The 22825-nt window shown below is 61.5% G+C and carries 21 protein-coding genes; 6 read left to right on the top strand and 15 right to left on the bottom strand.

Features of this window, described 5'->3' with window-relative positions:
- The first annotated feature begins 83 nt into the window (after positions 1-83).
- Positions 84-5909, top strand: a complete 5826-nt coding sequence (locus tag ABM428_RS06040) for a GEVED domain-containing protein (protein WP_353628281.1) — start codon at positions 84-86, stop codon at positions 5907-5909.
- Between the two features lie 138 nt (positions 5910-6047).
- On the opposite strand, the gene ABM428_RS06035 is transcribed toward ABM428_RS06040, so the two are convergent.
- The 3 genes from ABM428_RS06035 to ABM428_RS06025 form a co-directional block, all read right to left on the bottom strand.
- A complete protein-coding gene (locus ABM428_RS06035) occupies positions 6048-6806 on the bottom strand; it encodes a glutaredoxin family protein (RefSeq protein WP_132996948.1) in 759 nt (252 codons plus the stop codon).
- Positions 6807-6813: 7 nt separating this feature from the next.
- On the bottom strand, positions 6814-7290 hold the full coding sequence (locus tag ABM428_RS06030; RefSeq protein WP_037943706.1) for a DUF305 domain-containing protein: 477 nt from the start codon (positions 7288-7290) through the stop codon (positions 6814-6816).
- Between the two features lie 143 nt (positions 7291-7433).
- Positions 7434-7931 (bottom strand): lactoylglutathione lyase family protein, encoded by a 498-nt coding sequence (locus ABM428_RS06025; RefSeq protein ID WP_005852172.1) that lies wholly within the window; start codon positions 7929-7931, stop codon positions 7434-7436.
- Between the two features lie 94 nt (positions 7932-8025).
- Between ABM428_RS06025 and ABM428_RS06020 the strand changes: the two genes are divergently transcribed.
- Complete coding sequence (locus ABM428_RS06020) at positions 8026-8910, top strand: LysR family transcriptional regulator (protein ID WP_206338391.1); 885 nt, start codon at positions 8026-8028, stop codon at positions 8908-8910.
- A 20-nt stretch (positions 8911-8930) separates the two neighbouring features.
- Here the strand turns inward: ABM428_RS06020 and ABM428_RS06015 are convergent, their stop codons facing one another.
- From ABM428_RS06015 to ABM428_RS05965, 11 genes are all read right to left on the bottom strand, one after another.
- Entirely contained in the window at positions 8931-9338 is a 408-nt protein-coding gene (locus ABM428_RS06015) for a universal stress protein (protein WP_037963283.1), read from the bottom strand.
- An 87-nt stretch (positions 9339-9425) separates the two neighbouring features.
- Positions 9426-10178: a transcriptional regulator FnrL gene (gene fnrL, locus ABM428_RS06010; RefSeq protein WP_132997199.1), complete on the bottom strand. Its 753-nt coding sequence runs from the start codon at positions 10176-10178 to the stop codon at positions 9426-9428.
- A 48-nt stretch (positions 10179-10226) separates the two neighbouring features.
- Entirely contained in the window at positions 10227-11402 is a 1176-nt protein-coding gene (gene kynU, locus ABM428_RS06005) for a kynureninase (RefSeq protein WP_132997200.1), read from the bottom strand.
- Between the two features lie 11 nt (positions 11403-11413).
- The gene (locus ABM428_RS06000; protein ID WP_132996950.1) at positions 11414-12244 is read right to left on the bottom strand and encodes a tryptophan 2,3-dioxygenase; all 831 of its coding nucleotides are present in this window, start codon (positions 12242-12244) and stop codon (positions 11414-11416) included.
- A complete protein-coding gene (locus tag ABM428_RS05995; RefSeq protein WP_132996951.1) occupies positions 12241-13011 on the bottom strand; it encodes a GntR family transcriptional regulator in 771 nt (256 codons plus the stop codon). The genes ABM428_RS06000 and ABM428_RS05995 overlap by 4 nt, the downstream gene beginning before the upstream one ends.
- A gap of 106 nt (positions 13012-13117) precedes the next feature.
- Positions 13118-14077 carry a D-glycerate dehydrogenase gene (locus ABM428_RS05990; RefSeq protein WP_353628280.1) on the bottom strand — a complete coding sequence of 320 codons (960 nt, stop codon included), beginning with the start codon at positions 14075-14077 and terminating at the stop codon, positions 13118-13120.
- Between the two features lie 3 nt (positions 14078-14080).
- The gene (locus tag ABM428_RS05985; RefSeq protein ID WP_005852160.1) at positions 14081-14242 is read right to left on the bottom strand and encodes a hypothetical protein; all 162 of its coding nucleotides are present in this window, start codon (positions 14240-14242) and stop codon (positions 14081-14083) included.
- Positions 14243-14254: 12 nt separating this feature from the next.
- Positions 14255-15601, bottom strand: coding sequence for an amidase (locus ABM428_RS05980; RefSeq protein WP_353628337.1), 1347 nt, complete (start codon positions 15599-15601; stop codon positions 14255-14257).
- A 4-nt stretch (positions 15602-15605) separates the two neighbouring features.
- Positions 15606-17024: a TRAP transporter large permease subunit gene (locus tag ABM428_RS05975; RefSeq protein WP_005852158.1), complete on the bottom strand. Its 1419-nt coding sequence runs from the start codon at positions 17022-17024 to the stop codon at positions 15606-15608.
- A complete protein-coding gene (locus ABM428_RS05970; RefSeq protein ID WP_005852157.1) occupies positions 17021-17605 on the bottom strand; it encodes a TRAP transporter small permease subunit in 585 nt (194 codons plus the stop codon). The genes ABM428_RS05975 and ABM428_RS05970 overlap by 4 nt, the downstream gene beginning before the upstream one ends.
- A gap of 73 nt (positions 17606-17678) precedes the next feature.
- A complete protein-coding gene (locus ABM428_RS05965; protein WP_037943698.1) occupies positions 17679-18809 on the bottom strand; it encodes a TRAP transporter substrate-binding protein in 1131 nt (376 codons plus the stop codon).
- Between the two features lie 191 nt (positions 18810-19000).
- Between ABM428_RS05965 and ABM428_RS05960 the strand changes: the two genes are divergently transcribed.
- From ABM428_RS05960 to ABM428_RS05945, 4 genes are all read left to right on the top strand, one after another.
- A complete protein-coding gene (locus ABM428_RS05960; RefSeq protein WP_353628279.1) occupies positions 19001-19705 on the top strand; it encodes a metal-binding protein ZinT in 705 nt (234 codons plus the stop codon).
- A gap of 65 nt (positions 19706-19770) precedes the next feature.
- The gene (locus tag ABM428_RS05955; RefSeq protein WP_353628278.1) at positions 19771-20076 is read left to right on the top strand and encodes a DUF6525 family protein; all 306 of its coding nucleotides are present in this window, start codon (positions 19771-19773) and stop codon (positions 20074-20076) included.
- A gap of 110 nt (positions 20077-20186) precedes the next feature.
- A complete protein-coding gene (locus ABM428_RS05950; protein ID WP_353628277.1) occupies positions 20187-21137 on the top strand; it encodes a class II glutamine amidotransferase in 951 nt (316 codons plus the stop codon).
- A 3-nt stretch (positions 21138-21140) separates the two neighbouring features.
- Positions 21141-21749: a poly-gamma-glutamate hydrolase family protein gene (locus tag ABM428_RS05945; protein WP_037943694.1), complete on the top strand. Its 609-nt coding sequence runs from the start codon at positions 21141-21143 to the stop codon at positions 21747-21749.
- Here the strand turns inward: ABM428_RS05945 and ABM428_RS05940 are convergent.
- Complete coding sequence (locus tag ABM428_RS05940) at positions 21733-22809, bottom strand: alpha/beta hydrolase (protein WP_132996956.1); 1077 nt, start codon at positions 22807-22809, stop codon at positions 21733-21735. The two genes, ABM428_RS05945 and ABM428_RS05940, sit on opposite strands and share 17 nt — an antisense overlap.
- Between the last annotated feature and the right edge of the window lie 16 nt (positions 22810-22825).

The raw sequence follows: 22825 nt of genomic DNA, 5'->3' as shown, positions 1-22825 counted from the left end.
ATCCCGGGGGGCAGGAAAGACGGCGAGGTCGTCTCCGGCCAATGTACAAGGTGTTTGGGACACCGCAACAAGAGGTCCGTCTGATGTCGATTTCAAAGTTAACCTTTACAACACTGAATTGTGCTGCCGCTTTGGCGGCTTTGGTCGTTACAGGCTCCGGCAAAGCTGATGCCGGCGAGTTCGAACTTGATTGGGGCACATACGACTGGCCCGGCGGCAATCTTGGCCCGCTGACACGCACCTTGCGGGACCAATACGGGTTCGAGGTTGACCTGACCTTTGAACATACAGGCAACTACACCGCCTTCAGTGGGGAAGGGACACCCAACGATTCTGCTATCTTTGGGGGCAATGTGGAATCGCTCGTGGTCATTTCCAACGCGCCGCGAAACCGCGGGCGTATCGGGGATGCGCGGACAACGTCCTCCATCTCCTCCAGTTCGGGCGGGGTCGCCTTTCCGATCGACAATCTGCAGGTCGACATTTTGGATATTGACGCCAGCGATAGCAACGCCGGGTCTGACCGATGCGATCTTGTGACCGCCTTTGGCGATAACGGCAATCCGACGCTGGCACCGGTTAGCGCGGCACCCGCACTTCTGGTCGGCCCCGGTCCCGGGTCTGGCTTCACCGGCACCATCGGCGCGAACCAGGCCCAATGTATCTATGTCGAAGGGTTCGGGGCCTCGCCCACATCGAACAACGATGACACCGGCACCGTGCGCGCGACCTTCCCCGACAGCACCTCGACGGTCACCTTCTGGTATGATGAATCTATTGCCGACGTGCGCAATTATAACCAGTTCACCAATTATGACCCCGCCCCGCGGGGTATCGGGATGTTCGGTGCGGCAACGTTCAACGTGGATCAAAGCATTTCACTGACACGTACCGCCAGCCCCAGCACAGGGACGCAGGGTGAGACTGTGACCTATACTTACACGGTCACAAACACCGGCGCGCTGCCATTCAACACCGGGCAGGACATTGTGATCGACGACGATCTGCTGGGGCCTGTGCTCTGCCCCGCGATCACCACGCCTGTCGCCCCGGGTGGAACGGTCGTCTGTCAGGAGGACTACACCATTCAGGCGGCCGATGTGCTGACAGGGTCCGTGGACAGCAACGCGGTTGCGGGCATTGGCCGTATCGGCCAGCCTTTTGTTTCACGGTTGCAGTCGAATTCTGAATCCCTGTCCATCGTCAGCAGCGTGCTGTCAGGCGAGACCGGTTCGCAAAGCTGCACGCCTCAGTCCGTCTTCCGCCAGCCATCGACCCAGTTGGCAGGGTCCGGCAGCCGGACGAATGTAACCCCGTCAGACATCTTCCTGTTCGACGACGTGACAACCGATATAAACGGCAACCCGATCGATGTCGTCATGCAGGTCACCAGCATCAATAATGCGACCGCGCTTGAGCTGGACACCTCGCTTGAGGCGCGCATGACGCCAGAGGACGACGCATACATCACCTACCGTCTGCGACTGGTACAGGATGGCACGGCCACGGCGGCCAACCCGCAAGGTCTGGCCATTGACCAAAGCCGCATCAACGGGGTCATTGTACAGCAAACGGATGTCGACAGCCGCGGCGAGGGCGATGACTCTTCGGATGTGGTGGGCTCGCTCACCAACCCGACGGTGACCTCTTTCTTCAACACCGCGCCCTTATCCTCCTTTCCCGCCGGACCGAACGCGATCGCGATGGATCCTGCAAAGGTGGGCGACCCGTTTGATTGGGAAGACGAGCCGAATGAATCGAGCTTTGACAACTACGCCACCTATGAATTCAACACCTTCGTAGAAGCTGAATTTATCCACGGCTACACAGGGTCATCCGACCGTCGCGCGACGCGGGGGTCCGGCATCCAGCTTTGCGCAATCTCGAACACCTCGCCCGATATTGTGGCGCAAGACGACGACTACACCGCGTCGCCCGTGAACACCTTGCTGGGCGGCACCGCAGGCGAAGTCATGTCGAATGACACAATCAACGGCCTGCCCGCCGCCTTCCCGACCGCGACGCTGACTGTACTGACCGAAGCCGTGCCGCAGAACACGGGCGATCCTGTGCCGGTTCTGGAAACAGCCGGTGCCGAAGCCGGTCGCGTTATTGTGCCCGCGGGCGTTCCCGCTGGCGTCTACACCATCGAATACCAGCTGTGCGATGCGCTGGATCCCGCTGATTGTGACCGCGCGTTGGTCACGGTGGCGGTCTTTGCAGGGCTGGGTGTGGATTTTGGCGATGCACCGCTTAGCTACCTCACACCGACCCACGGCGTTGATGCCTCTCCGGGTGTGTATTTGGGCCTGATCGAGCCGGATATCGAACTGGTTGCACAATCGGATGCGACGGCAACAGCGGATGACCTGATCGGAACCGACGACGAAGACGGGATCACCTTTCCCGTCCTGACCCAGGGCACGATCAGCACGCTCGACGTGACCGTAACAGGCAATGGTAACCTGCAGGCCTGGATCGATTTCAACGGCGACGGTCTGTTCGAAGAGACACTCGGCGAGCGTATCGCGCTTGACCTCAAGGATGACGGCACGCAATTCGACAATGTCGCGGGCGATGGCGTGATCCAGATCGACGTTACCGTGCCGTCGGATGCGACCACATCGACCACCTACGCGCGCTTCCGCTACGGCTCCGAGACAGGGTTAAGCACATCGGATTTTGCCGTGGATGGCGAGGTAGAGGATTATTCGCTGGTCATTGCGGCTGCTGATCTGTCCGACCGCGGCGATGCGCCCGCGACCTATGGCGATCCGCGTCACATTGTGGTCCAGGACATCTATCTGGGTGCCGGCGAACCTGACACCGAACAGACCCCTCAGCATAGCCCCGATTCCGATGCGGATGACCTGTCGGGCTTTGACGACGAGGATTCCATCGCGGTATTTCCCATCCTGGAGGCCGGCACAACCGTGCCCCTGACCATCGTGACCCATGAAACCCTGAGCGCTCAACTCGCCTTGGGCATTCCGGTAACCGCGGGGATCACGAACCTGCAGCTTTGGGTCGATTTTGACCAAAGCGGCACCTTCGATCCCTCAGAACACATCGCGGTCGACTACCGTGATGGGGGCGCGGGCGATACAGATGGGGTGTTCAACAACCAGATCACCCTGAACATCCCTGTCCCTGCGAATATCAGCAGCGGCTTTACCCATGCACGTATCCGCTGGTCGACCTCTAGCGCCGTCGCGGCGGACCCTTTTGATGGTCTGAATTTCGATGGCGAGGTCGAGGACTACAAAGTGATCCTCTCGGCCGGGGCGGTGCCCTTTACCTGCGATGGCTCGCTCTACCGTGTGACGCAGACGGATACGCAGCTGCAGCGGCTCAGCTTCGCGGAAAGCGCTGGCGTGTACAGCATCACCGCGACCGACATCGGTGCCCCGGCGGGCGTGCAGTATGACGGCGGCTGGGGCTATAATGCGCTCGACGGGTTGTTCTACGGGGTGCGCGCTGCAACGCGCGAGCTGATCCGCCTGGACTCCACCGGCAACTACGAGGTCGTCTCGACCCTCCCCGCGTCGGCGGCGGTGGGCTCCACCGCGGGCGACATCCTGCCCAACGGGGTGATGGTCTATCGTGTGAACGGGGCCAACGCGTTGCAACTGCTGGATCTTTCCGATCCGTCCGCGCCCGTTGATCTGGGCTTGATCACGCTGTCGGCTGCGGTTGAACCGTCGGACATCGCCTATAATCCGAACGACGGCATGTTGTACGGTGTCAACGAGGCCTCTGACCGTCTGTTCTATATCGACCCTGCGGATGGTACGTCGGGCACCCGCGCGCCGGTTGAATTCGGCCCGACCGCCTGGACAGGTTCCTATGGCGCGGTGTGGTTCGATTTCTACGGCCGCATGTACATCAACCAGAACGTCACAAACGAGGTCTATGAGGCCGATGTGGGGCTTCAGGGCTCCGGCTCGGGCGGGGGGCAGTTGATCAATACGGTACCTGTCGGCGAGGGTGGCCTGAACGACGGTGCCGCCTGCCCTTCGCGCTTTGGCCCGCTGCCGCCCGAAGGTGACCTGTCCGGCGTCGTCTACCGCGACACCAACTACTCGGACAGCTACCAGCCCGGTGAAACCGTGCTCAGCGCCGTGACCGTGTCCCTGTACGACGACAATGGCACAGCCGACACCGCGGATGACACGTTCCTGACCAGCGTAGAGACAGCCAGCAACGGCACCTATCTCTTCTCTGACCTGTCTGCCACAGCGACCTACCGCGTAGAGGTCGACGCAGCCGATCCCGACATGCCCCCCGGGCTTGTGGCCGGTACCGTGAACCCGCAGACGGGCGTATCAATCACCGCCGGCAGCGTGCGCACCCTTGATTTCGGGTTTGTGAACGGCGGGGCGACGGCGGACCTGTCCCTGACCAAGGGCGTGTTCGACACCAGCGGCCAGCCGGTGACCCAAGCGGGCCCGGGCACAGAGCTTGATTTCGTGCTCACCGTAACAAACGACGGCCCTGACGGCACCACCGGTGTGCGGGTCCGTGACCTGATCCCCGACGGGTTCACCTTTGTCTCTGCCACACCGGCGGATGGCACCGATACCTATGACGCCAACACCGGGACATGGGACGTCGGCGAGGTGGCCAATGGCGCGAGCGAAACCCTGACCGTGCGCGTCACGATGAACGCCACAGGCGAGCATACCAACGTGGCCGAGATCATCGCCTCTGACCTGCCGGATCCCGATAGCGATCCGCTCGTGGGTCCGCTGACGGACGATCTGGGCGACGGGGTTGCCGATGACGACGAAGCCGCCGTGAGCGTGAGTTTTGCCGGGGCCGGCCCAAGCTTGTCTGGTAAGGTCTTTATCGACAATGGTGCAGGTTCCGACACAGCCTATGACGCGCTGCAAGGGGCCTCGGAAGCCGACACCGGTGCGGCGGAAGTCCGGATCACCGATAGCAGCGGCACGTTGATCGGGTCGCCGCAGGTTGCCAGTGATGGCAGCTGGAGCCTGACCCTGCCCGAAGGCTTTGCCGATGACGTCACCATCACCGTGGTCCCGGACAACGGCTTGCTCACCGTGTCCGAAAACCCCGGTGCCCTGCCCGGCCTGGTCAACCCGGCCAGCGGCGATGGCACCTTTACCTTCACGCCTGCGGCAGGGACATCCTATCCTGATCTGGATGTCGGCCTGATCGAGGACGCCCGGCTGAGCGAAAGCCAGCAAAGCGCGATCCGTCCGGCACAGGTGGTGACCCTGCGGCATGAATATCTTGCCGATGCAGAAGGCTCTGTGGTGTTTGACACCGATATCCAGTCGATCACCGCGCCGGGGCTCTTTTCCGTCGCCCTGTTCGAGGATGCCGCCTGCGACGGGACGGCCACCAGCCCCATCACCACCGCCCTGCCCGTGACCCCTGACACGCGTATCTGTCTGGTGGCGCGTGTCGCCGCCTCGGGTGCGGCGGCACCGGGATCGACCATCGCCTTTGATGTGGTCGCCGACACGACCTATGGCGCGACCGGCGCGACCGAGCAGGACCGCAACACCGATCTGGTGCGGGTAGAATCCTCCGAAGGGATACTGAAACTGCGCAAGACGGTCCGCAACGTCACCCAAGGCACGCCCGAAGGCGTCAGCAACGGTGCCGCTGCGGGGGATGTGCTTGAATATCGCATCTTCCTCGACAACCCTGGCGAACTGCCCGCGACCAACATCGTGATCCACGACCGCACGCCGCCCTACACAGAACTGGCATCCGCCATCCCAAGCCCCGTATCCATCGGCGGCGATGTGATCTGCACGATGACCACGCCCGGGGCAGATACGGCGGGCTATGCGGGGGCGCTGCAATGGGACTGCACCGGATCACATGAACCGGGTGCAACGGGGTCTGTGTCCTTTGAGGTGCGGATCGCCCCCTAAGGCGGCGCTTATGGTCAGGCGCGGACGGGGGTGCTGCCCTCTCCCCATACGAACGAAAATCCCCCCGTACCGCGGATGCGGCGCGGGGGGACTTGCAATAGGAATAGGCTTCAATTCCGCTGAGCAGGTGCCAGAATATCACCCGAAGAGGCGTACCAGCATCCAAAGCCCCATGCCCAGCATCATCACGTTCTCGGTCAGGGACACAAAGCCAAGCGGCACATTGCTGCTGCCGCCCACGCAGGCGCATTTCAGCTCGCGTTTGTCGATATAGACCGCCTTGATCACCGAGATCGCCCCGATACCACCGATCACGATCGCGATCGGTGCTGCCAGCCACAGCAGCGCCCCTGCGGTCATGGCGATGCCTGCAAAGGCCTCTCCGAACGGGTAGACCTTGCCGTAGGGCACCCAGCGTTTTGCCAGCAGGTCATAGTTCAGGAACATGGTCGAGAAACTCTCGATATCCTGCAACTTCTGCACGGCGAGGAAACACATGGAGATCGAGATAAACCACTGGAACGCCTGCACCGTAAAGATGCTTTCAAAGGCAAACCACGACAGGCCAAGCGCCATTAGAAAGGCGACCGAAAAGATGGCGATCACCGGCTGGTACGACGTGTCAGATTGCTGATCCTTGGGTTTGTCCAAGCCAAAATAGACCCGCAGATCGTCATAGCCGCCGATCCGTTCCCCGCCGATAAAGCTCTGCGGCGTCGTTTCGACATCATGCTCCGCCTTGAACGCGTCTGTCTCTTCGCGCGTTGTCAGGTGATGATCCTCGACCTCGAAGCCCTGACGCTCCAGCAGGTCTTTGGATTTCAGACCGTAGGGACAGGTATGGTCAGGCATCACCATACGGTAGAGTTTTGCCGGTTGTGTCTGCTGTTGCGTCATTATGTCCTCACTTCCCGTCGATTTCCGGTGTTGCGGTTGGCCCGCCTTCAAGATCCGCGATCAGGGCCTTCATCTCGTCGATCTCAAGCCGTTGCGCTTCGATGATATCATCCGCCAGCTTGCGCACCCGCGGGTCCGAGATATTGGCACGCTCGCTCGTCAGGATCGCAATGGAATGGTGCGGGATCATCGCACGCATCCACGCCGTATCATCGACCGTGGACTGGCTGCGCACCAGAAACAGCGACACCGCAAAAACCAGCGCGCTGCCTGCAAAAATCGCGATATTCACCCCACGGTTGCTGTACATCCCCAGCATGAACGCCAGCATGATGACCGCCATCACCGCGCCCATATACAGCGCCATATAGCTGCGGGTTTCGCTAAAGAACACGTGATCGATTGCGTAGGTGTTCAGATACATTAAGCCGAACATCACCACGGTAGAGGTGATGATCATTGCAAAGAAGCGCCAGTATGACATGAGAAGACCTTTCGTGATGTTGCTATGACAACAAAACCGCCTTCCCGCGCAGGAGGGTTCCCGCCGACCTGCATTATTTGACATATCTTGCGCTGATGACTGCGGGCGAAAGCCCTGCATTCGCCCGCAGAACAGACTTGGGATTAGCTATATGCACCGGCGGAATAGGTCAGCTCGTAGCTGTGGCTGTACAGCTCGAACACGATGCCAAAGGGGTCTTCGACATAGACCATGCGATAGGGTTTATCGTCGGGGAAGTATTCGCGCACCGGCATCCGCTGCTTGCCCCCTGCCGCGACAATCTTGGCCAGCAGATCTTCGAGGTTGGGATCCTGAATGGCGAAATGGAACGTGCCGTGCTGGCGGAAGTTCAGCGGGTCTGCGGGCGCGTGGTTGCCGTCAAATTCAAACAATTCGATCCCGATACGGTCTGCCGTCGCAAGATGCGCGATACGCAGGCGGCCCCAGCCTTCGCCAAAGACATCGGTACACATCTGCCCGATATCGCTGCCGTCTTCGACAATCTCTGTCGGTTGCATGATAACGTAGAACCCCAGCACGTCGGCGTAGAATTTTACGGCTTGGTCCAGATCCGGCACGGAAAGCCCGATATGAGAGAAACTGCGTGGTGTCGGTGTCATGGTCTATCCTTTGTTCTGTGATACCCCCGTGATTTAGGTGGACCGCGCGCAAACATAAAATTATCATATGGAATTAAATTGATAACTTTATGGAATGATCCGCGTGTTAAACGCCTCATGGCTCGAAACCTTCACCACCCTATGTGACATCGGGCATTTCACCCGCACCGCAGACCGGTTGGCCATGACCCAGCCGGGGGTGTCGCAGCATATCCGCAAGCTGGAACAACAGGTCGGCCAGCCGTTGATCCTGCGCGAGGGAAAGTCCTTTACCCTCACCCCCGCCGGAGAAGAGCTGCTGTCGATCGGACGTGCCCGCCGGACAGAGGAGCGCGCCCTGCGCGAAAGGATGCAGCGCGATGACCCTTTGTCAGGCACGGTCAGAATCGGCTGTTCTGGCAGTTTTGCGTTACGGCTGTATCCGCATCTGATCGCGCGGATGCAGCAGGCCCCGAAGCTGGAAATGCACCTCAGCGCCGCCCCGCAGACGCGTATTCTGGCGGATATACTGGCAGGGACGCTTGATCTGGGCGTGGTGACCGCGGTGCCCGATATGCCCCGTGTTCAGGCCACGCCCCTGTCGCAAGAGGAACTTTGCCTCGTGCTGCCCGCCACATTTAACGCGGCGGATCTGACGCTGCAGAAGCTTGATGACTTGGGGTTCATCGCGCATCCTGATGGCAATGCCTATGCCGATGATCTTCTCGGGCGCAACTTTGATGACTACCGCGGGGCAGAGCATTTGCGGCTGCGCAGTTTTATCAACCAGATCGGGCAAATCCCCCTGCCCGTGGCCCAAGGACTGGGCTATACCATCCTGCCGCGATCAGGGGTGGAGGGGTTTGCGCACCGCGACGCACTGGCGGTGCATACCCTGCCCCAACGGCGGTTTCACGACCTCTGGCTGATCGCACGTAAAGACCGCGCTGCATTCGCCCGCGTCGCTGCCACCGCCGACGGCATACTCGGGCTGCAATAGCGCGTTGGCGGTGCCCCGACCTATCTGACCACATGCACCGCGCATTTGGCGTGACGCACCACATATTGCGCGACCGACCCCAGCAGGATGTCAGACAACGCGGGCTGATGCGACGCGATCACGATACAGTCGGTCCCGTTTTCCTCGGCCCAGCGTGTCGCCCGTGGCCCGGCGCGCCCGTCCGCAATCGCTGTCGCGGCCCCCGGCACGCTTAGCGCCAACGCATCCAGCCGCGCCTGTACTGCTTCACGCGTGGAGGTCACGATGTCGGTGGGGATGTATTCGGCGACATAGACCGGCACCGCCTCTATCACATGCAGCAGGGTCAATCTGGCGTCCGGTGCCGCCAGCGCCTGCGCCGCATCAAAAGCGGTCTGGGTGATCTCGGGGGTCTCGAAAACAACGGGGATCAGGATATTCTTGTACATGCTGCACTCTCCTATGAAGGTGCAGACAGTGAACGCCTTGGGGTGCCCTGCGTCGTTGATACAGATCAAATCAAAGGGAATATTTCCCTAGTCGCAGTCGTCGCCCGAGGCCGCGTGCAGCGCGTCCACATCGGCCACGCGGAAACGGCGAGGGTCGACGAAGCTCAGGATACCCTCTTTCTTCATCGCGCCAAGCTGGCGGCTGACCGTTTCAAGCGTAAGCCCCAGATAGTTGGCGATCTCGTACCGTGTGAGAGGCAAGACCAGCTCTTGCCCAGGGGTATCCGCATTGGCCAATTGCTGCCGCCGCGCCAGCATTTCAATGAAGGTCGCGATCTTTTCGCGCGCGGTTTTGCGGCCCAGCAACAGCATCCAGTCACGCGCCGCGTCCAGTTCATCGAGGGCCATCTCCATCAGCCGTTGGGCGATATGCGGCGTGGTTTCGATCAGCGCCTCGAAGGGTTTGCGCTGGAAGCAGCAAAGCGTCACATCGGTAACGGCGACCACGTCAAAATCAATCGCCGCGCGGCCCGGACGGCCGATGAAATCCGACGGGAAAAGCAGCCCCACCATCTGCGTGCGCCCGTCCTCCATCGTTTTGCCAAGGCTCGCGACGCCCGACACGACCGACGCAACATAGGTCAGCCCGTCGCCCCGCCAAAGCATCGGATCACCCGCCTTGAACGACCGATAGGTCTTGATTTGCTCCAGCATCAGCAGTTCATCATCATCGCAACGCGCACAAACGGCGCGGTGGCGGATCGGGCATTCACTGCATTTCGGGCGCGACTGAAGATCAAGCATGGCCTGATCATAGCGTTCATTCGCGCGGACCACCATCACCAAGACGCACCGCCACCGCGCTGTGTCCCGATGTCGCTTGGCCCTTCAGGTCACGTCGCGCTTCTGGTGATACTCGGGCCGGTCCCAACTGCGGGTCGCAAGGATGTCGGCAAGGATGTCGACCGCGCCGCGTACGTCGTCTTCGTCGATGTACAAGGGCGTGAAGCCAAAGCGCATGATGTCAGGCGCGCGGAAATCACCGATCACGTCGCGTGCGATCAACGCCTGCATCACCGCATACCCGTTCTTTGACGCGAAAGACACCTGACTGCCGCGCTGGTTTGCATCCCGTGGGCTGGCCAGCACAAGCTCGGGGCATTTTTCTTCGACCAGCGCGATGAACAGCTCAGCGAGCGCGACAGACCTCTCCCGCAGCTCGGCCATATCCACCTCGTCCCAAAGCCCAAGCGCATGTTCCAGCGCGGTCATCTGGATCACGGGGGGCGTGCCGACGCGCATGCGCTCGATGCCCGCTGCGGGGCGGTATCCGGTCTCGAAGGCGAAGGGCGCGTCATGCCCCAGCCATCCGGCCAAAGCGGGCTGGATGTCCGCGACGATATCGGGGCGCGCATAGATGAACGCAGGGGCCCCCGGCCCGCCGTTGAGGTATTTATAGGTGCAGCCGACGGCGAATTCCGCGTTGCAGGCAGCCACATCGACGGGCACCGCGCCTGCGCTATGGGCCAGATCCCACAGCATCACCGCCCCTGCCCCATGGGCCGCCGCGGTCACTTGCGCCATGTCATGCATGCGGCCCGTGCGGTAGTCGACTTGGGTGATCATCGCGACAGCCACGTCATCGGTCATGGCGCTGGCGACATCCTCGGGGGCAACGATGCGCAGCTCGTAGCCTTGCCCCAACTGCTGGATCAGCCCCTCGGCCATATACAGGTCCGACGGGAAGTTGCCGCTGTCCGACAGGATCACCCGCCGGTCGGGGCGCATCTTGAGAGCGGCAGACAGGGCCTGAAACACTTTGACCGACAGCGTGTCGCCCATGGTGACCGACCCCTCGGGCGCGCCGATCAGGCGGGCAATACGGTTGCCGACACGTGCGGGCTGCGCCATCCAGCCGTCAAGGTTCCAGCCCTTGATCAGATGCGCGCCCCACTGCGCCTGCACCACGTCCTGCACCTTTTCGGCCGTCCCCACAGGCAGAGGCCCAAGCGAGTTTCCATCAAGGTAGATCATGCCGTCGGGCAGGGAAAAGCGGTCTTTCATCGGCAATCGGGTCACAGGGCACCTCGTACGTTCCAGAGTTCGGGAAAAAGTTCGACCTCGAGCATCCGGCGCAGGTATTTCACCCCAGACGTGCCGCCCGTGCCGCGTTTGAAGCCGATGATGCGTTCCACCGTGGTCACATGGTTGAAACGCCAGCGGCGGAAGTAGTCTTCGAGATCGACGAGCTTTTCGGCCAGCTCGTACAGCTGCCAATGGGCGCGCGGGTCTTGGTAGACGCGCACCCATGCCTGCATCACCGCATCATCCGCCGCATGAGGCGTGTCCATCGCATAGGCCTGCGGGTCAAAGCTTTGCCCCGTTGCCTCTGCCAGCAGATCAAGCGCCACATGGTACAGGGATTTTGCCCCCAGTTCCTGCGTCAGCATGCGGTGCAGTTCGGGGCGATGTTCATGCACTTTCATCATCGCGCTGTTGCGGTTGCCGAGGATGAATTCGATCAGCCGGTATTGATGCGACTGAAACCCCGAGGACGCGCCAAGGTCGTCGCGGAAATCGCTGTATTCACTGGGGGTCATGGTGCGCAGCACATCCCACGCGCTGTTGAGCTGTTCAAAAATGCGCGCCACACGGGTCAACATCTTCATCGCAGGCGCAAAATCACCCGCCGCGAGATGGGTGCGCGCCGACGACAGCTCGTGCAGGCACAGGCGCATCCATAGTTCTGAGGTCTGATGCTGGATGATGAACAGCATCTCGTCATGGGCGTCGGATTTGCAATTCTGCGCCCCGAGGATCGGGTCGAGCGACAGGTAATCGGTATAGGACATATCCTTGGCAAAGGACATTTGTGCCCCTTCGTCAGCGGGGTTGTAGCCGGTCATGCGAGGGTCTCCGATTGGGGGCCGAGGGTTCTTGCAAAGGGTGAATGGGCAGGCATCAGCGTCGAAAGCTCCTCGAAGGCGGCGATGCTCAGACCGGTGTGATGGCGAAAGGCCGCAAGCGCCGCCGCCGGATCATGATCAACTGCTGCCTGATAGAGCGCGCGATGCGGCTCTAGCGCCATACCGGCAGAGAATACCTCTGCCGCTTTGGCCGCCAGCGGGGGCGCGCTTTGGGTCAGATCGCGCAGGCCCGCCTGAATAAAACGGTGGTAGCGTCCCAACTGATCCTGCAACTGCCCCGCAAACCGCGCCATCCAATCAGAGCGCGCCCCCGCCACCAGTGCCTGATGAAAGGCCAGATGCCGCCGCGTCCATTGCGCCAGTGCCTCGTCATTATGGATCACCGAAGGCACGGGCGTTTGCGACAGATGGTGATAGGCGCCGATCACCCCTGCCTCCCACGTGTCATCGGCGTGGCTGACGGAATGGGCCAGCATCGCGCCTTCGATGGCATCGCGGCTGCGTTCCAGGTCCAGAAGATCGGCACGGGTCAGCGGGGTGACGCAAAAGCCCTTGTTATGCTCGGGCATGACAAGCTGTTCAGCCGCCAGCCGGTTCAGACATTCGCGCAGCGGCGTCAGGCCGATGGCATAGCGTTCCGACAGGGCCGGTAGGCGCAGCGCCATGCCCGGTGGCAGATCCAGCGACAGGATATCACGGCGAAGCCGGTCGAATAGAATGTCCGATTTCGATTGCCGAAGTGTCATGATGTGCCCCTTTCGAAACACACCATGACAAATAAATACGATCATGTAAATCGTATACGATTTTTTTCGCGTAGGTCCGCATTGAGTTCTTCGGACCCCTTCTAGACTAGAGCGCGTTCGGCGGGGACTCTCCACGGAAGAACGCGTCAAGATTATCCAGTGCCTTGAACCCCATCGCATCGCGGGTCTGCACCGTGGCGCTGCCCACATGGGGCATCATCATCACGTTGTCATAAGACGCGAAGGCCGGATTGCCCCCCGGTTCGGTGACAAAGCAATCCAGCCCCGCCGCCCCGATATGCCCCGCATCCAGAGCGTCGACCAAAGCGGCCTCGTCGATCAGATTGCCACGGCCCGTGTTGACCAGAACCGCCCCTTTGGGCAGCTGCGCCAAACGGTCGGCGTTCATCAGCCCGACCGTCTCGGGCGTCGCGGGGCAATGGAGCGACAGGAAGTCGGACACGGCCAGCAGGCTTTCCAGCGTCTCGTGATAGATCGCGCCCGCTTCATCCTTGGGCGAAAGACGGCTGCGGTTGTGATAGTGGATCTCCATGTCAAAGCCGCGCGCCTTGCGGGCAAAGGCACGACCCACACCGCCCATCCCCACGATCCCCAGCCGCGCACCGGTCAGCTGTTTGCCCACCAGAAAGGCCGGCGACCAGAAATCCCATGTGCCGGACCGCACAGTCCGGTCCCCCGCGACCGCATTGCGCGCAGCCCCCAGCATCAGCATCATCGCCAGCTCTGCCGTGGCATCCGACAGCACATCGGGCGTATTGGTGACGACGATCCCCTTGCCGCGCAGCGCGTCCAGATCGCAATGATCCACCCCGACCGAATGGTTCGCGACGATTTTCAGCCGCGGGTCGAGCTGCGCCACCACATCTGCGCTGAAATGTTCGGAGTGGCACGGGATGATCCCGTCGACGGATGCGCTCATCCTGATGATATCCTCGGCGCTGCCGGGGGTGTCGGCGGCATTCCAGATCACCTCGTAGTCGCGGCGGGCGCGTTCCAGCGTGGCATTCGACAGGGTGCGGGTGATCCAGATCACGGGTTTGGACATCGGCTAGTCTTTCTTGTTGCGACTGGAGGTGAACAGATCAAAGGCGATGAACGCCAGCGTGATCGCCACGATGATCACCAGATCGGGGCTGGGCACCTTGACGGCCAGGATCAGCAGAAAGGTGGTGATGGTCGCAAACGCCACAAGTGCGAGAAGTCGGTTCATATCAGATATCCTTTATGCAGAGGCACCAGCGGCCCAGTCGGTCAGCCATTGTGCCGTGCGCAGCAACCGCGCGTCATTGTGGCGCGCGCCGACCAGCTGGACGCCCATGGGCAGCCCTTCGGTCGAGGTGAAAAGCGGCAGGTTGATGCAGGGTGTGCCGCAGAAGGTCCACAGCCCGTTGAACACCGGATCGCCCGTGGTTTCCAACCCTTTGGGGGCCGGACCGGGGGCCGAGGGGCAGAGGATCACATCGCAGCGGGTGAACATCTCGTCCAGTGCGGCGTTCAGCACCTTGGGCATGTCGCGGGCAGACAGGTAATCGCGGGCAGGCACGGCGTTGCCTTGCTCTATCGCGTCGCGGGTGATCGGCCCCAGCTTGTCCGCGCCCCGGTGCCAATAGGGGTAGTAGTGATAGGACATCTCGGCCAGATTGATCAGCTTGCGCTGGTCTGCTGCCGTGTCGAACACCGCGGGCAACGGAAGCTCGAACGCCTGATCGCCAAGCGCGTCCATCAGCTCGGCAAAGGCCTCATGCAGTTGCGGCTCCGCATCCTCCCATCCCGGCGGGCGGATGAAGCCGAATACGGGCGGCAGCGGCGGGGCCGAAGTCGCCGCCGCATGCAAGGCGGGCGCGGCGCAAAGCGTGGTCGCGCTGTCTTCGTCATCCTGCCCGAAAAGCACCTCGGCCAGAAGTGCTGCCCCTGCGGGATCGCTGGCAAAGACCCCGATCGTATCAAGCGAGGGCGATTGCGTCAGCACCCCCCGCCGCGGGATCGCGCCGAAGGTGGGTTTATATCCGGTCACCCCGCAGAAGGACGCCGGGCGGATCACCGACCCGCCGGTCTGGGTGCCGATGGCAAGCGGGACCATTCCGTCCGCCACCGCCGCGGCAGAGCCTTGCGACGATCCGCCGGGCGTATGCGCCAGATTATGCGGGTTCGCGGTCTTGCCGGGCTGCATGAAGGCAAGCTCGGTCGTGACCGTCTTGCCCATCAGGATCGCCCCTTCCTTGCGCAGCCTCTCTACCACAAAAGCGTCGCGCAGGGGCACGCGCCCCGCATCCTGCGCGCAGCCGTTTTCCGTGGGAATGCGTTGGGTGTCGATCACGTCCTTCAGCGCGACCGGCAACCCGTGAAGCCGCCCCAAGGGACGCCCTGCCCGGCGATGCGCATCCAGCGTGCGGGCCTGTGCGCGCGCGAATTCGGGATCGAACCACGCCCATGCACCGACCTGCGGCTCGCGCGCCTCGATCCGCTTGATATAGCTGTCGACCAGCGCCAGCGCATCCAGCGCGCCGGACGCCAGCCTGTCACGCAGTAGTGTCACGCTGGGGGTGCCGTCCACCCCGTGACCCGTCATCCGATTACCGTCCATAAAACAGATCCGGCAAATAGAAGACGATCTGCGGGAAGACATACATCAGCACCATCGACAGGATCACGCAGAAGAGGAACGGCATGACCCCCTTGAAGATCTGCGTCAGCAGAAGCGACGGCGGCGCGATGCCCTTAAGGTAATAGGCCGACATCGCCATCGGCGGGGTCAGGAAACTGGTCTGCAGGTTCAGCGCCACGAGGATACCGAAGAACAGCGGATCAATCTCGAAAACCGCCAGCAGCGGCAGGAAGATCGGCACGAAGATGATGATGATCTCGGACCATTCCAGCGGCCAGCCCAGCAGGAAGATGATGAGCTGCGCCATGATCAGGAACTGGATCGGCGACAGGTTCATGGATTGCACGAACTCCGAGATCACATGCTCCCCCCCGAGGTAGGAGAACACGGCAGAGAAGGTGTAGGAGCCGACGAACAGCCAGCAGACCATCGCCGTGGTGCGCACGGTGAGATAGACGCTTTCGCGCAAACGCTGCCATGTCATCGCGCGGTAGATGAAGGCAAGGAAGATACCGCCCAATGCGCCGATGGACGCCGCCTCTGTCGGAGTAGCGAGACCGAAAAGGATCGACCCGAGCACCGCAAAAATCAGGAACGCCAGTGGCACGAAAGAGGTGATGATCATCATCACCAGCTTGCCCATCGGCATATCCGGCACCTCATCCGCCGTAGGCTTTGGTGCCGACGATGGCTGCAGCAAAGACCGCCCGATGATATAGACCAGATACAGCCCCACCAGCGTCAGCCCCGGCAGCAGCGCCGCCGCATAAAGACGCACGATCGACACGTTGGTCGCCGCCGCATAGACGATCAGCATGATCGACGGCGGGATCAGGATGCCCAGGGTGCCGCCCGCACAGATGATGCCCGCCGCAAAGGACGGGTCATAGCGCGCTTTCAACATCGCCGGCAGCGCCAGCAGGCCCATCAAGGTCACAACCGCGCCCACGATCCCTGTCGCCGTGGCAAACAGCGCGCAGGTGATCAGCGCCGCCACCCCCATCGATCCGGGGACATTCTTTGACGCGATGTTCAGCGTGGTGAACAAACGGTCAACGATGTTGGAGCGTTCGACGATATAGCCCATGAACAGGAACAAGGGCACAGCCGTCAGCACCTCGTTCGACATCACGGTAAAGGTCTGGTTCACGAAGAGGTCAAATATTCGGTTGTTATAAAACCCCTCTATCCAACTCGACCATTGTTCCCATTGTCCGGCGGTTTCATCCAGCCGGTCAAAACCGCGCCACATACGGCGCGCATCGAAATAGGCGTAGTAGCCAAAGCCGATGCCCATGGCCATCAGGGTAAAGGCGATCGGGAAGCCCAGAAAAACAAAGATGATGAACAGCCCAAGCATCATCAGGGCGATTTGCGGATCGGTCATGTGATATGGTCTTTCTCGGCCATATTGGCCTTCTGGATCAAAAGATCTTCGGTCTCGAAAACGTCTTCGTCCGCTTCAAGCCAGTAATTGTCCCGGATCGCGATAATGCAGCGGCATACCTGCGCGATCCCCTGGATAAACAGCAATATGCCCGCCGCCACGATCACCGCTTTGAACTGGTAGATCGGCACACCCGCGGGACTGTTGACGGAGACCTCTCCGTATTGCCAGGACCGCGCGGCGTATTTCCAGCCGGACAGGATCAGGGCCAGCACACCGGGGAAAAAGAAGACGATATACAGCACGATATCGATCTTGCCCTGGGTCTTGGGTTGCAGCAGCCGGTACAGGAAATCGCCCCGCACATGCCCGCCACGCGACAGCGTATAGGCCCCGCCCATCATGAACAGCGTGCCGTACATGATAAAGGAAACGTCCAGCGCCCAGGCCGTCGGGCTGTTAAGCACATAGCGTACGAAAACCTCGTAGCCCGTGCCGATGGACATCAGCAAGATAAGCCACGCGAATGACTTGCCAAACCATGCCGACAGGCTGTCGGCGAACCGTATAAATGAAATCATGATGTCCCCATGCCTCGTCTGAAACCCCGGCACACAAAGGTGCCGGGGTTCTGTACTTTACCTGTCAGCGGGATCAGAGCTTGATCTTGCCAGGGAAGTAATGCTCGTAGGCCAGACCATAGTCGGGCGAGTTCATCAGCTCGTAATACGACACACGGCTGACCCACTCGCGCTGGCTGTCGAGGGTCTTTTTCATGAACGGATCGGCTTCCAGCTCGGGGATCAGTTCGTCCCATGCCTTCAGCTGTGCGTCCAGAATCTCTTTCGAGGTGCGGCGCACGGTGACCCCTGCTTCATCCTGCAAGAACTGAAGATCCGCAGAATAGCGGTTCATCGCCTTGGCTGTGTTCGCGGTAGAGGCCGCTTCGACAGCATATTTCAGGATCGCCTGCAGGTCCGGGTCCAGATCCTCAAGGAAGGTCCGCGAGAACAGGAATTCGAAGCTTTCCGACGCCTGGTGATAGGACGACAGATAGTAGTTCTTTGCCACGTCCTGCGCGCCAAAGTCCTTGTCCGACGAGGGGTTGTTGAACTCGAAAGCGTCGATCACGCCACGCTCCATCGCGGGCACGATTTCGCCGCCCGGCAGCTGAGCGACGGACATGCCGAGCTTGGCCATCAGATCGGCCGCCAGACCCACGGTGCGATATTTGAACCCCTGCAGATCCTCGACCGAATTCACCTCTTCCTTGAACCAGCCAAACGGCTGCGCAAACATCGGGAAACCCATGTAGCCAACCACATCGAGGCCCATGATGTCCTGTGTCAGCTCGTTATACAGCTCTTGGCCGCCGCCTTCGTAGAACCACGACAGCATGGTCGTTGCGGAGCCGCCGAAAACCGGACCTGTGCCGAACAGCGACGCGGCCTTGTTCTTGCCGTACCAATAGACAGGCACCGAATGCGCGGCATCGATCAAGCCGTCATTCACAGCGTCCAGCACCTGGAACGCCGCAACAACCGCGCCCGCAGGCAGCACATCGACCTTGACGCGTCCGCCCGACATTTCTTCGACGCGGGTGGCATAGTCGCGTGCGAAGTCCTGCCAGATGTTGGCATCATTCCATGACGTTTGCATTTTGATAACCAATGGCGCTTGCGCCAGAACCGCCGGAGCCGCCAGCATGCTGCCAGCCGCAGCCCCGCCAGCGACTGCCGATTTGGTCAAAAACGAACGTCGATTAATACTATTATTAGTCTTCATTTTGTTCTCCTCCCAGAGCGACTGCACGGCCCTTTTTCAAGTTCCCTACCGGCAATCGTGTCCCGACCTTACCGCCTTGACTGATTTAATCAAGAATTCTGATCATTGCTCTCCGCGTGGCTTGCCTGTAGGAAAAGAGTTACGTTATAACATAACGAATCACTTCCTTACCGACCTGAATGGAGCCCATGATGACCCGCATCCACACCGCATTTCTTTCCGCTCTGGCCGCGACCTCTCTTGCCGCCACAGCCCTGCCCGCCCTTGCGGATCACGCCAAAGACAAGGCGCATGACCACGAAGCCCACGATCATGACCATGACCATGACCATGACCATGACCACAAGCACGACCACGGCGACGACGACATCTACAAAGGCTACTTCGACGATGCGCAGATCAAACCGCGCCCACTGGCCGACTGGGAGGGCGACTGGCAGTCCGTCTACCCGCTGTTGCAAAGCGGTGATCTGGACGCAGTGATGGCGCATAAGGCGGCCAAGGGTGACAAAACCGCCGCGGAATACAAAGCCTATTACGCCACCGGCTATGCCACCGATGTCGACCGGATCGTATTCTCGGGCGATACCGCAACCTTCTACACGGGCGAGACATCGGTGCAGGGGCGGTATGAAAGCGACGGCTTCGAGGTGTTGACCTATGAAAAGGGCAATCGCGGTGTGCGCTATATCTTTGAAAAGGTCAGCGGCGACGCCGAGGCCCCGATGTTCTTCCAGTTCAGTGACCACAAGATCGCGCCCGCCAAGGCAGATCACTATCACCTTTATTGGGGGGATGATCGCGCGGCCCTGCTGAAAGAGGTCACCAACTGGCCGACATATTACCCCGCGGCCCTCAGCCCCGCTGACATCTCTGCCGAGATGCAGGCGCACTGACATCCTGCGCCGCTGCCTGCCTTGACGGTGGCGGCGCACCCCTTGCTTCCAGCGACAAAAGTACCATGCCGAAAACCACCCTTCGCCAGCCCAACTGCCGCAGCAGCCTTGCCGCACGCCGCCGTATGCAGGACCCAATGGCTGCCTATGACCGCTTGCCGCCGGAACTGCGCGGCTGGCTGGCCCAAGCGGCATTGCCTTGGTCCGCACGCTCTGCCCTGCGGGCGTGGCAGCGCGCCTTGCAGCGGTTCAGTGGCGATACGGATGCCGCAAAACAGCACCTATCGCGCTGTGAGCGCAACACGCTGACCCGCGACCGTCTGCATATGCCGGACGCCCCTGCCACATGCGCAGGTGTCCGCCCCCTCTGATCCGCTGATCTGGCCTTTGACCCGCGCCGCCCTACCTGAGCTGACAGAATGATACGAGATGCCGCCGCTTGGTGGTGCCCGTGATCGACCCTTGATGTGATAGGAAAGCTATGTGCCGCGTTCTCGCCTATATCGGGCCTGAAATCCCGCTTGAAAGCCTGCTGATCAAGCCGGAAAACAGTCTGATCAACCAAAGCCTTGACCCCGAGCTGCACCCGAACCTGCAGCTCGCCGGTTGGGGCTTCGGATTATGGAGCGCGCATCTGCTGAAGCCCGAGGAACCGCTGCTGTATCACCGCCCCATGGCCGCGTTCCACGATGACAACGCCCCCGGCATCATCCCCAGTTTGCAGGCCAGCACCATGCTCGCCCATGTCCGCGCTGCGGCCTATGACGCCCGCAATGTGCTGGCGGACGAGAACTGCCACCCGTTCTCGTTCAAGGGCACCCCGTGGATCATCGCGCAGAACGGAGCCCTGCCCCATTGGCGGCTGCTGCAGCGCGAATTGCTGCCCCTGTGCAAAGACGATTTCCTACGGCAGATGAAAGGCACGACAGACACGGAATTCTTCTACGTGCTGCTGCTGTCCCTGCTGGAAGGCGATAGCGATGACGACGTGCAGGCAGCGTTCGAGAAGCTTCTTGATGCCGTATTGCGGGCGATGCGCAAACTGGATCTGGTCGCCCTGACCAAGTTGAAGATCGCGCTGGTGTCCACCGATCGGATCATTGGCGTGAACTATGGGGCCGGCCACAAAGGCGAAACCGCACCCGAAGGCGACTGGAAAGACCTGCGCAAAGCCGGCCCCGGCACCGATGACTACGCCCTGTCGATGCTGCTTGAACCGATGTACCTGTTGATGGGCAAGAATTTCGAGGACTACGCCGACAGCTACAAGGTCGATGCCAGCCCCGAGGGCAAAGCGACCTCGGCCATTTTCGCGTCTGAACCGTTGACCGAGGATGGGTCAGACTGGCTACACATCCGCTTCGGAGAGATGGTGAGCCTGCGTCGCGTCGACGGCAAGATCAGCAAAACGATCACCAAGCTGGACGTATAGACTATGGCCGACCGCTACCCCGATTTCGCCACGCTCGCCGCGGCGCATGATCACGGCAAGGACTACCGTACCACCGTGCAGGATCGCGGCACGCGCGTCGCGATCCTTGCGCCCCACGGCGGGACGATCGAACCGGAAACGGCAAGCATCGCACGGGCTGTCGCCGGAGATGATCTGTCGTTCTATCTGTTCGAGGCGCTGCGCGCCGGGGCGCATGGCGATTACCACATCACCTCGCATCGGTTTGATGAACCTCGGGCGCTGGCACTGGTGGCTGGGGCGGACACGTCGATCGCCATTCACGGGCGCAAGGATGATGGCTCCGACACGGTCTGGCTGGGCGGGCGTGACGAAACCCTGCGGGATGCTGTCGGCGACGCATTGCGCGCGGCGGGCTTCGGGGCCGCGCTGAATACGGCCCTGCCCGGCGTACACCCCAGCAACATCTGCAACCGCACCCGCAGCGGCGCGGGCGTGCAGTTGGAACTGCCCCGATCCCTGCGCCGCAGCTTGTCACAGGACGCCACGATGATGGCGCGCTTTAGCACAGCGCTTCGGGCGGCCATTTCAGCAGCGGGCCTGGACGGCGACGAGGCTACCCGCCGAGCTTGATGCTTACCGGTCCGACCGACAGGGATTGCGGGGCCAGCGCATCGGCGTCTCGCAACCCCTTTATCAGCGCGATGGCAGAGGCCGAGGTGCCCGGCAGGAAGTGATTGCTGCCCGTGTCGGCAATGCCCGTCATATCCACCACGAAGACGCCAAGCCCTTCAAGCTGGTCCAGATCCTCTACCGATCCCAGACGGGCAGCCCCCCCTGACAAGCCCGACGACAGGCGCAGCAACCGGTCGTTCTGCGCGATCGCCACGGTAAAGGGCTGCGGCAAATGGCCAAGCGCATGGGCCTGCGCGCGGAACAGATCCATATCGATATCGGGCGAGATCAGCGTCGTCGCAGACAAACGGTCCAGCAGGGCGCGGTCCCCGCTCAGCGCGATCTGGCGCAACGTCTCCATAATCAGCAGCCCGCCCATCGAATGCCCCACCAGCGACACGCGCAGCCCGTCCTCGCGCAGCAGGCGCCGCAGCAAAGTCGCCAGCGCATCGCGGGCGATCAGCACGCTGTCACGGTCATAGGTATATTCGAAGGGGTTCGCCGCTGACGACCACGAAAAGTGGATCTGCGGCCCCTTGAGTTCATAGTCCCACGCCACCTGCGCATGACGGTATGCGGCTTTGGCAAAGCCGTTGTTATAGCCATGCACAAAGACCACCGCCTCTTGCCCCGGTGTCGACGCGGCGCGGGCGGCGGTGACCAGCGCCTCCAGATCCGGCAATGTCTCTGCCCCGGTGAGGGCGAAATGGCGTGCGGGGTCGGCCCGCGATCCGCGGCTGCGTTCGATCTGCCCGACCTTGTGGTTCGGCGGGATCGAGATGGCAAGCCGCGCGAAATCCAGCGTTTTGGCCCGCCCCGCACCGTAGGCGATCGGCGCGGGATCGGCGGTGCGTGTGGTCGCGACGAGCAGCTGTTGCACGCCCGCGCCCACATCCGCCCCAACGCCTGCGCTGGCATGGTCCGGATCAACGACAGAGAACCCGCCCTGCCCGCCACATCCGGCGACGGCACCCGCACTGGCAAGGGCAATAAAGTGGCGGCGGGTCGGTGTGCGCATCAGGGGGCCTTCCGGT

Origin of the sequence: Sulfitobacter sp. TCYB15 (assembly GCF_040435955.1) — a bacterium.
GTDB lineage: Bacteria > Pseudomonadota > Alphaproteobacteria > Rhodobacterales > Rhodobacteraceae > Sulfitobacter > Sulfitobacter pontiacus.
Note: the sequence above shows the minus strand (reverse complement) of the source record. Positions and strands in the feature narration are given on the sequence as shown.

Coding starts and splice junctions, on each gene's coding strand:
- ABM428_RS06015 (WP_037963283.1), bottom strand. CDS start 9,338: ATGTACAAGAATATCCTGATCCCCGTTGTTTTCGAGACCCCCGAGATC.
- ABM428_RS05940 (WP_132996956.1), bottom strand. CDS start 22,809: ATGCGCACACCGACCCGCCGCCACTTTATTGCCCTTGCCAGTGCGGGT.
- ABM428_RS06030 (WP_037943706.1), bottom strand. CDS start 7,290: ATGTCATACTGGCGCTTCTTTGCAATGATCATCACCTCTACCGTGGTG.
- ABM428_RS05950 (WP_353628277.1), top strand. CDS start 20,187: ATGTGCCGCGTTCTCGCCTATATCGGGCCTGAAATCCCGCTTGAAAGC.
- fnrL (WP_132997199.1), bottom strand. CDS start 10,178: ATGGTGGTCCGCGCGAATGAACGCTATGATCAGGCCATGCTTGATCTT.
- ABM428_RS05980 (WP_353628337.1), bottom strand. CDS start 15,601: ATGACGGGTCACGGGGTGGACGGCACCCCCAGCGTGACACTACTGCGT.
- ABM428_RS05965 (WP_037943698.1), bottom strand. CDS start 18,809: ATGAAGACTAATAATAGTATTAATCGACGTTCGTTTTTGACCAAATCG.
- ABM428_RS05955 (WP_353628278.1), top strand. CDS start 19,771: ATGCCGAAAACCACCCTTCGCCAGCCCAACTGCCGCAGCAGCCTTGCC.
- ABM428_RS06025 (WP_005852172.1), bottom strand. CDS start 7,931: ATGACACCGACACCACGCAGTTTCTCTCATATCGGGCTTTCCGTGCCG.
- ABM428_RS05990 (WP_353628280.1), bottom strand. CDS start 14,077: ATGTCCAAACCCGTGATCTGGATCACCCGCACCCTGTCGAATGCCACG.
- ABM428_RS05975 (WP_005852158.1), bottom strand. CDS start 17,024: ATGACCGATCCGCAAATCGCCCTGATGATGCTTGGGCTGTTCATCATC.
- kynU (WP_132997200.1), bottom strand. CDS start 11,402: ATGAAAGACCGCTTTTCCCTGCCCGACGGCATGATCTACCTTGATGGA.
- ABM428_RS06020 (WP_206338391.1), top strand. CDS start 8,026: ATGATCCGCGTGTTAAACGCCTCATGGCTCGAAACCTTCACCACCCTA.
- ABM428_RS06035 (WP_132996948.1), bottom strand. CDS start 6,806: ATGACGCAACAGCAGACACAACCGGCAAAACTCTACCGTATGGTGATG.
- ABM428_RS05985 (WP_005852160.1), bottom strand. CDS start 14,242: ATGAACCGACTTCTCGCACTTGTGGCGTTTGCGACCATCACCACCTTT.
- ABM428_RS06000 (WP_132996950.1), bottom strand. CDS start 12,244: ATGACCGGCTACAACCCCGCTGACGAAGGGGCACAAATGTCCTTTGCC.
- ABM428_RS05945 (WP_037943694.1), top strand. CDS start 21,141: ATGGCCGACCGCTACCCCGATTTCGCCACGCTCGCCGCGGCGCATGAT.
- ABM428_RS05970 (WP_005852157.1), bottom strand. CDS start 17,605: ATGATTTCATTTATACGGTTCGCCGACAGCCTGTCGGCATGGTTTGGC.
- ABM428_RS05960 (WP_353628279.1), top strand. CDS start 19,001: ATGACCCGCATCCACACCGCATTTCTTTCCGCTCTGGCCGCGACCTCT.
- ABM428_RS06040 (WP_353628281.1), top strand. CDS start 84: ATGTCGATTTCAAAGTTAACCTTTACAACACTGAATTGTGCTGCCGCT.
- ABM428_RS05995 (WP_132996951.1), bottom strand. CDS start 13,011: ATGACACTTCGGCAATCGAAATCGGACATTCTATTCGACCGGCTTCGC.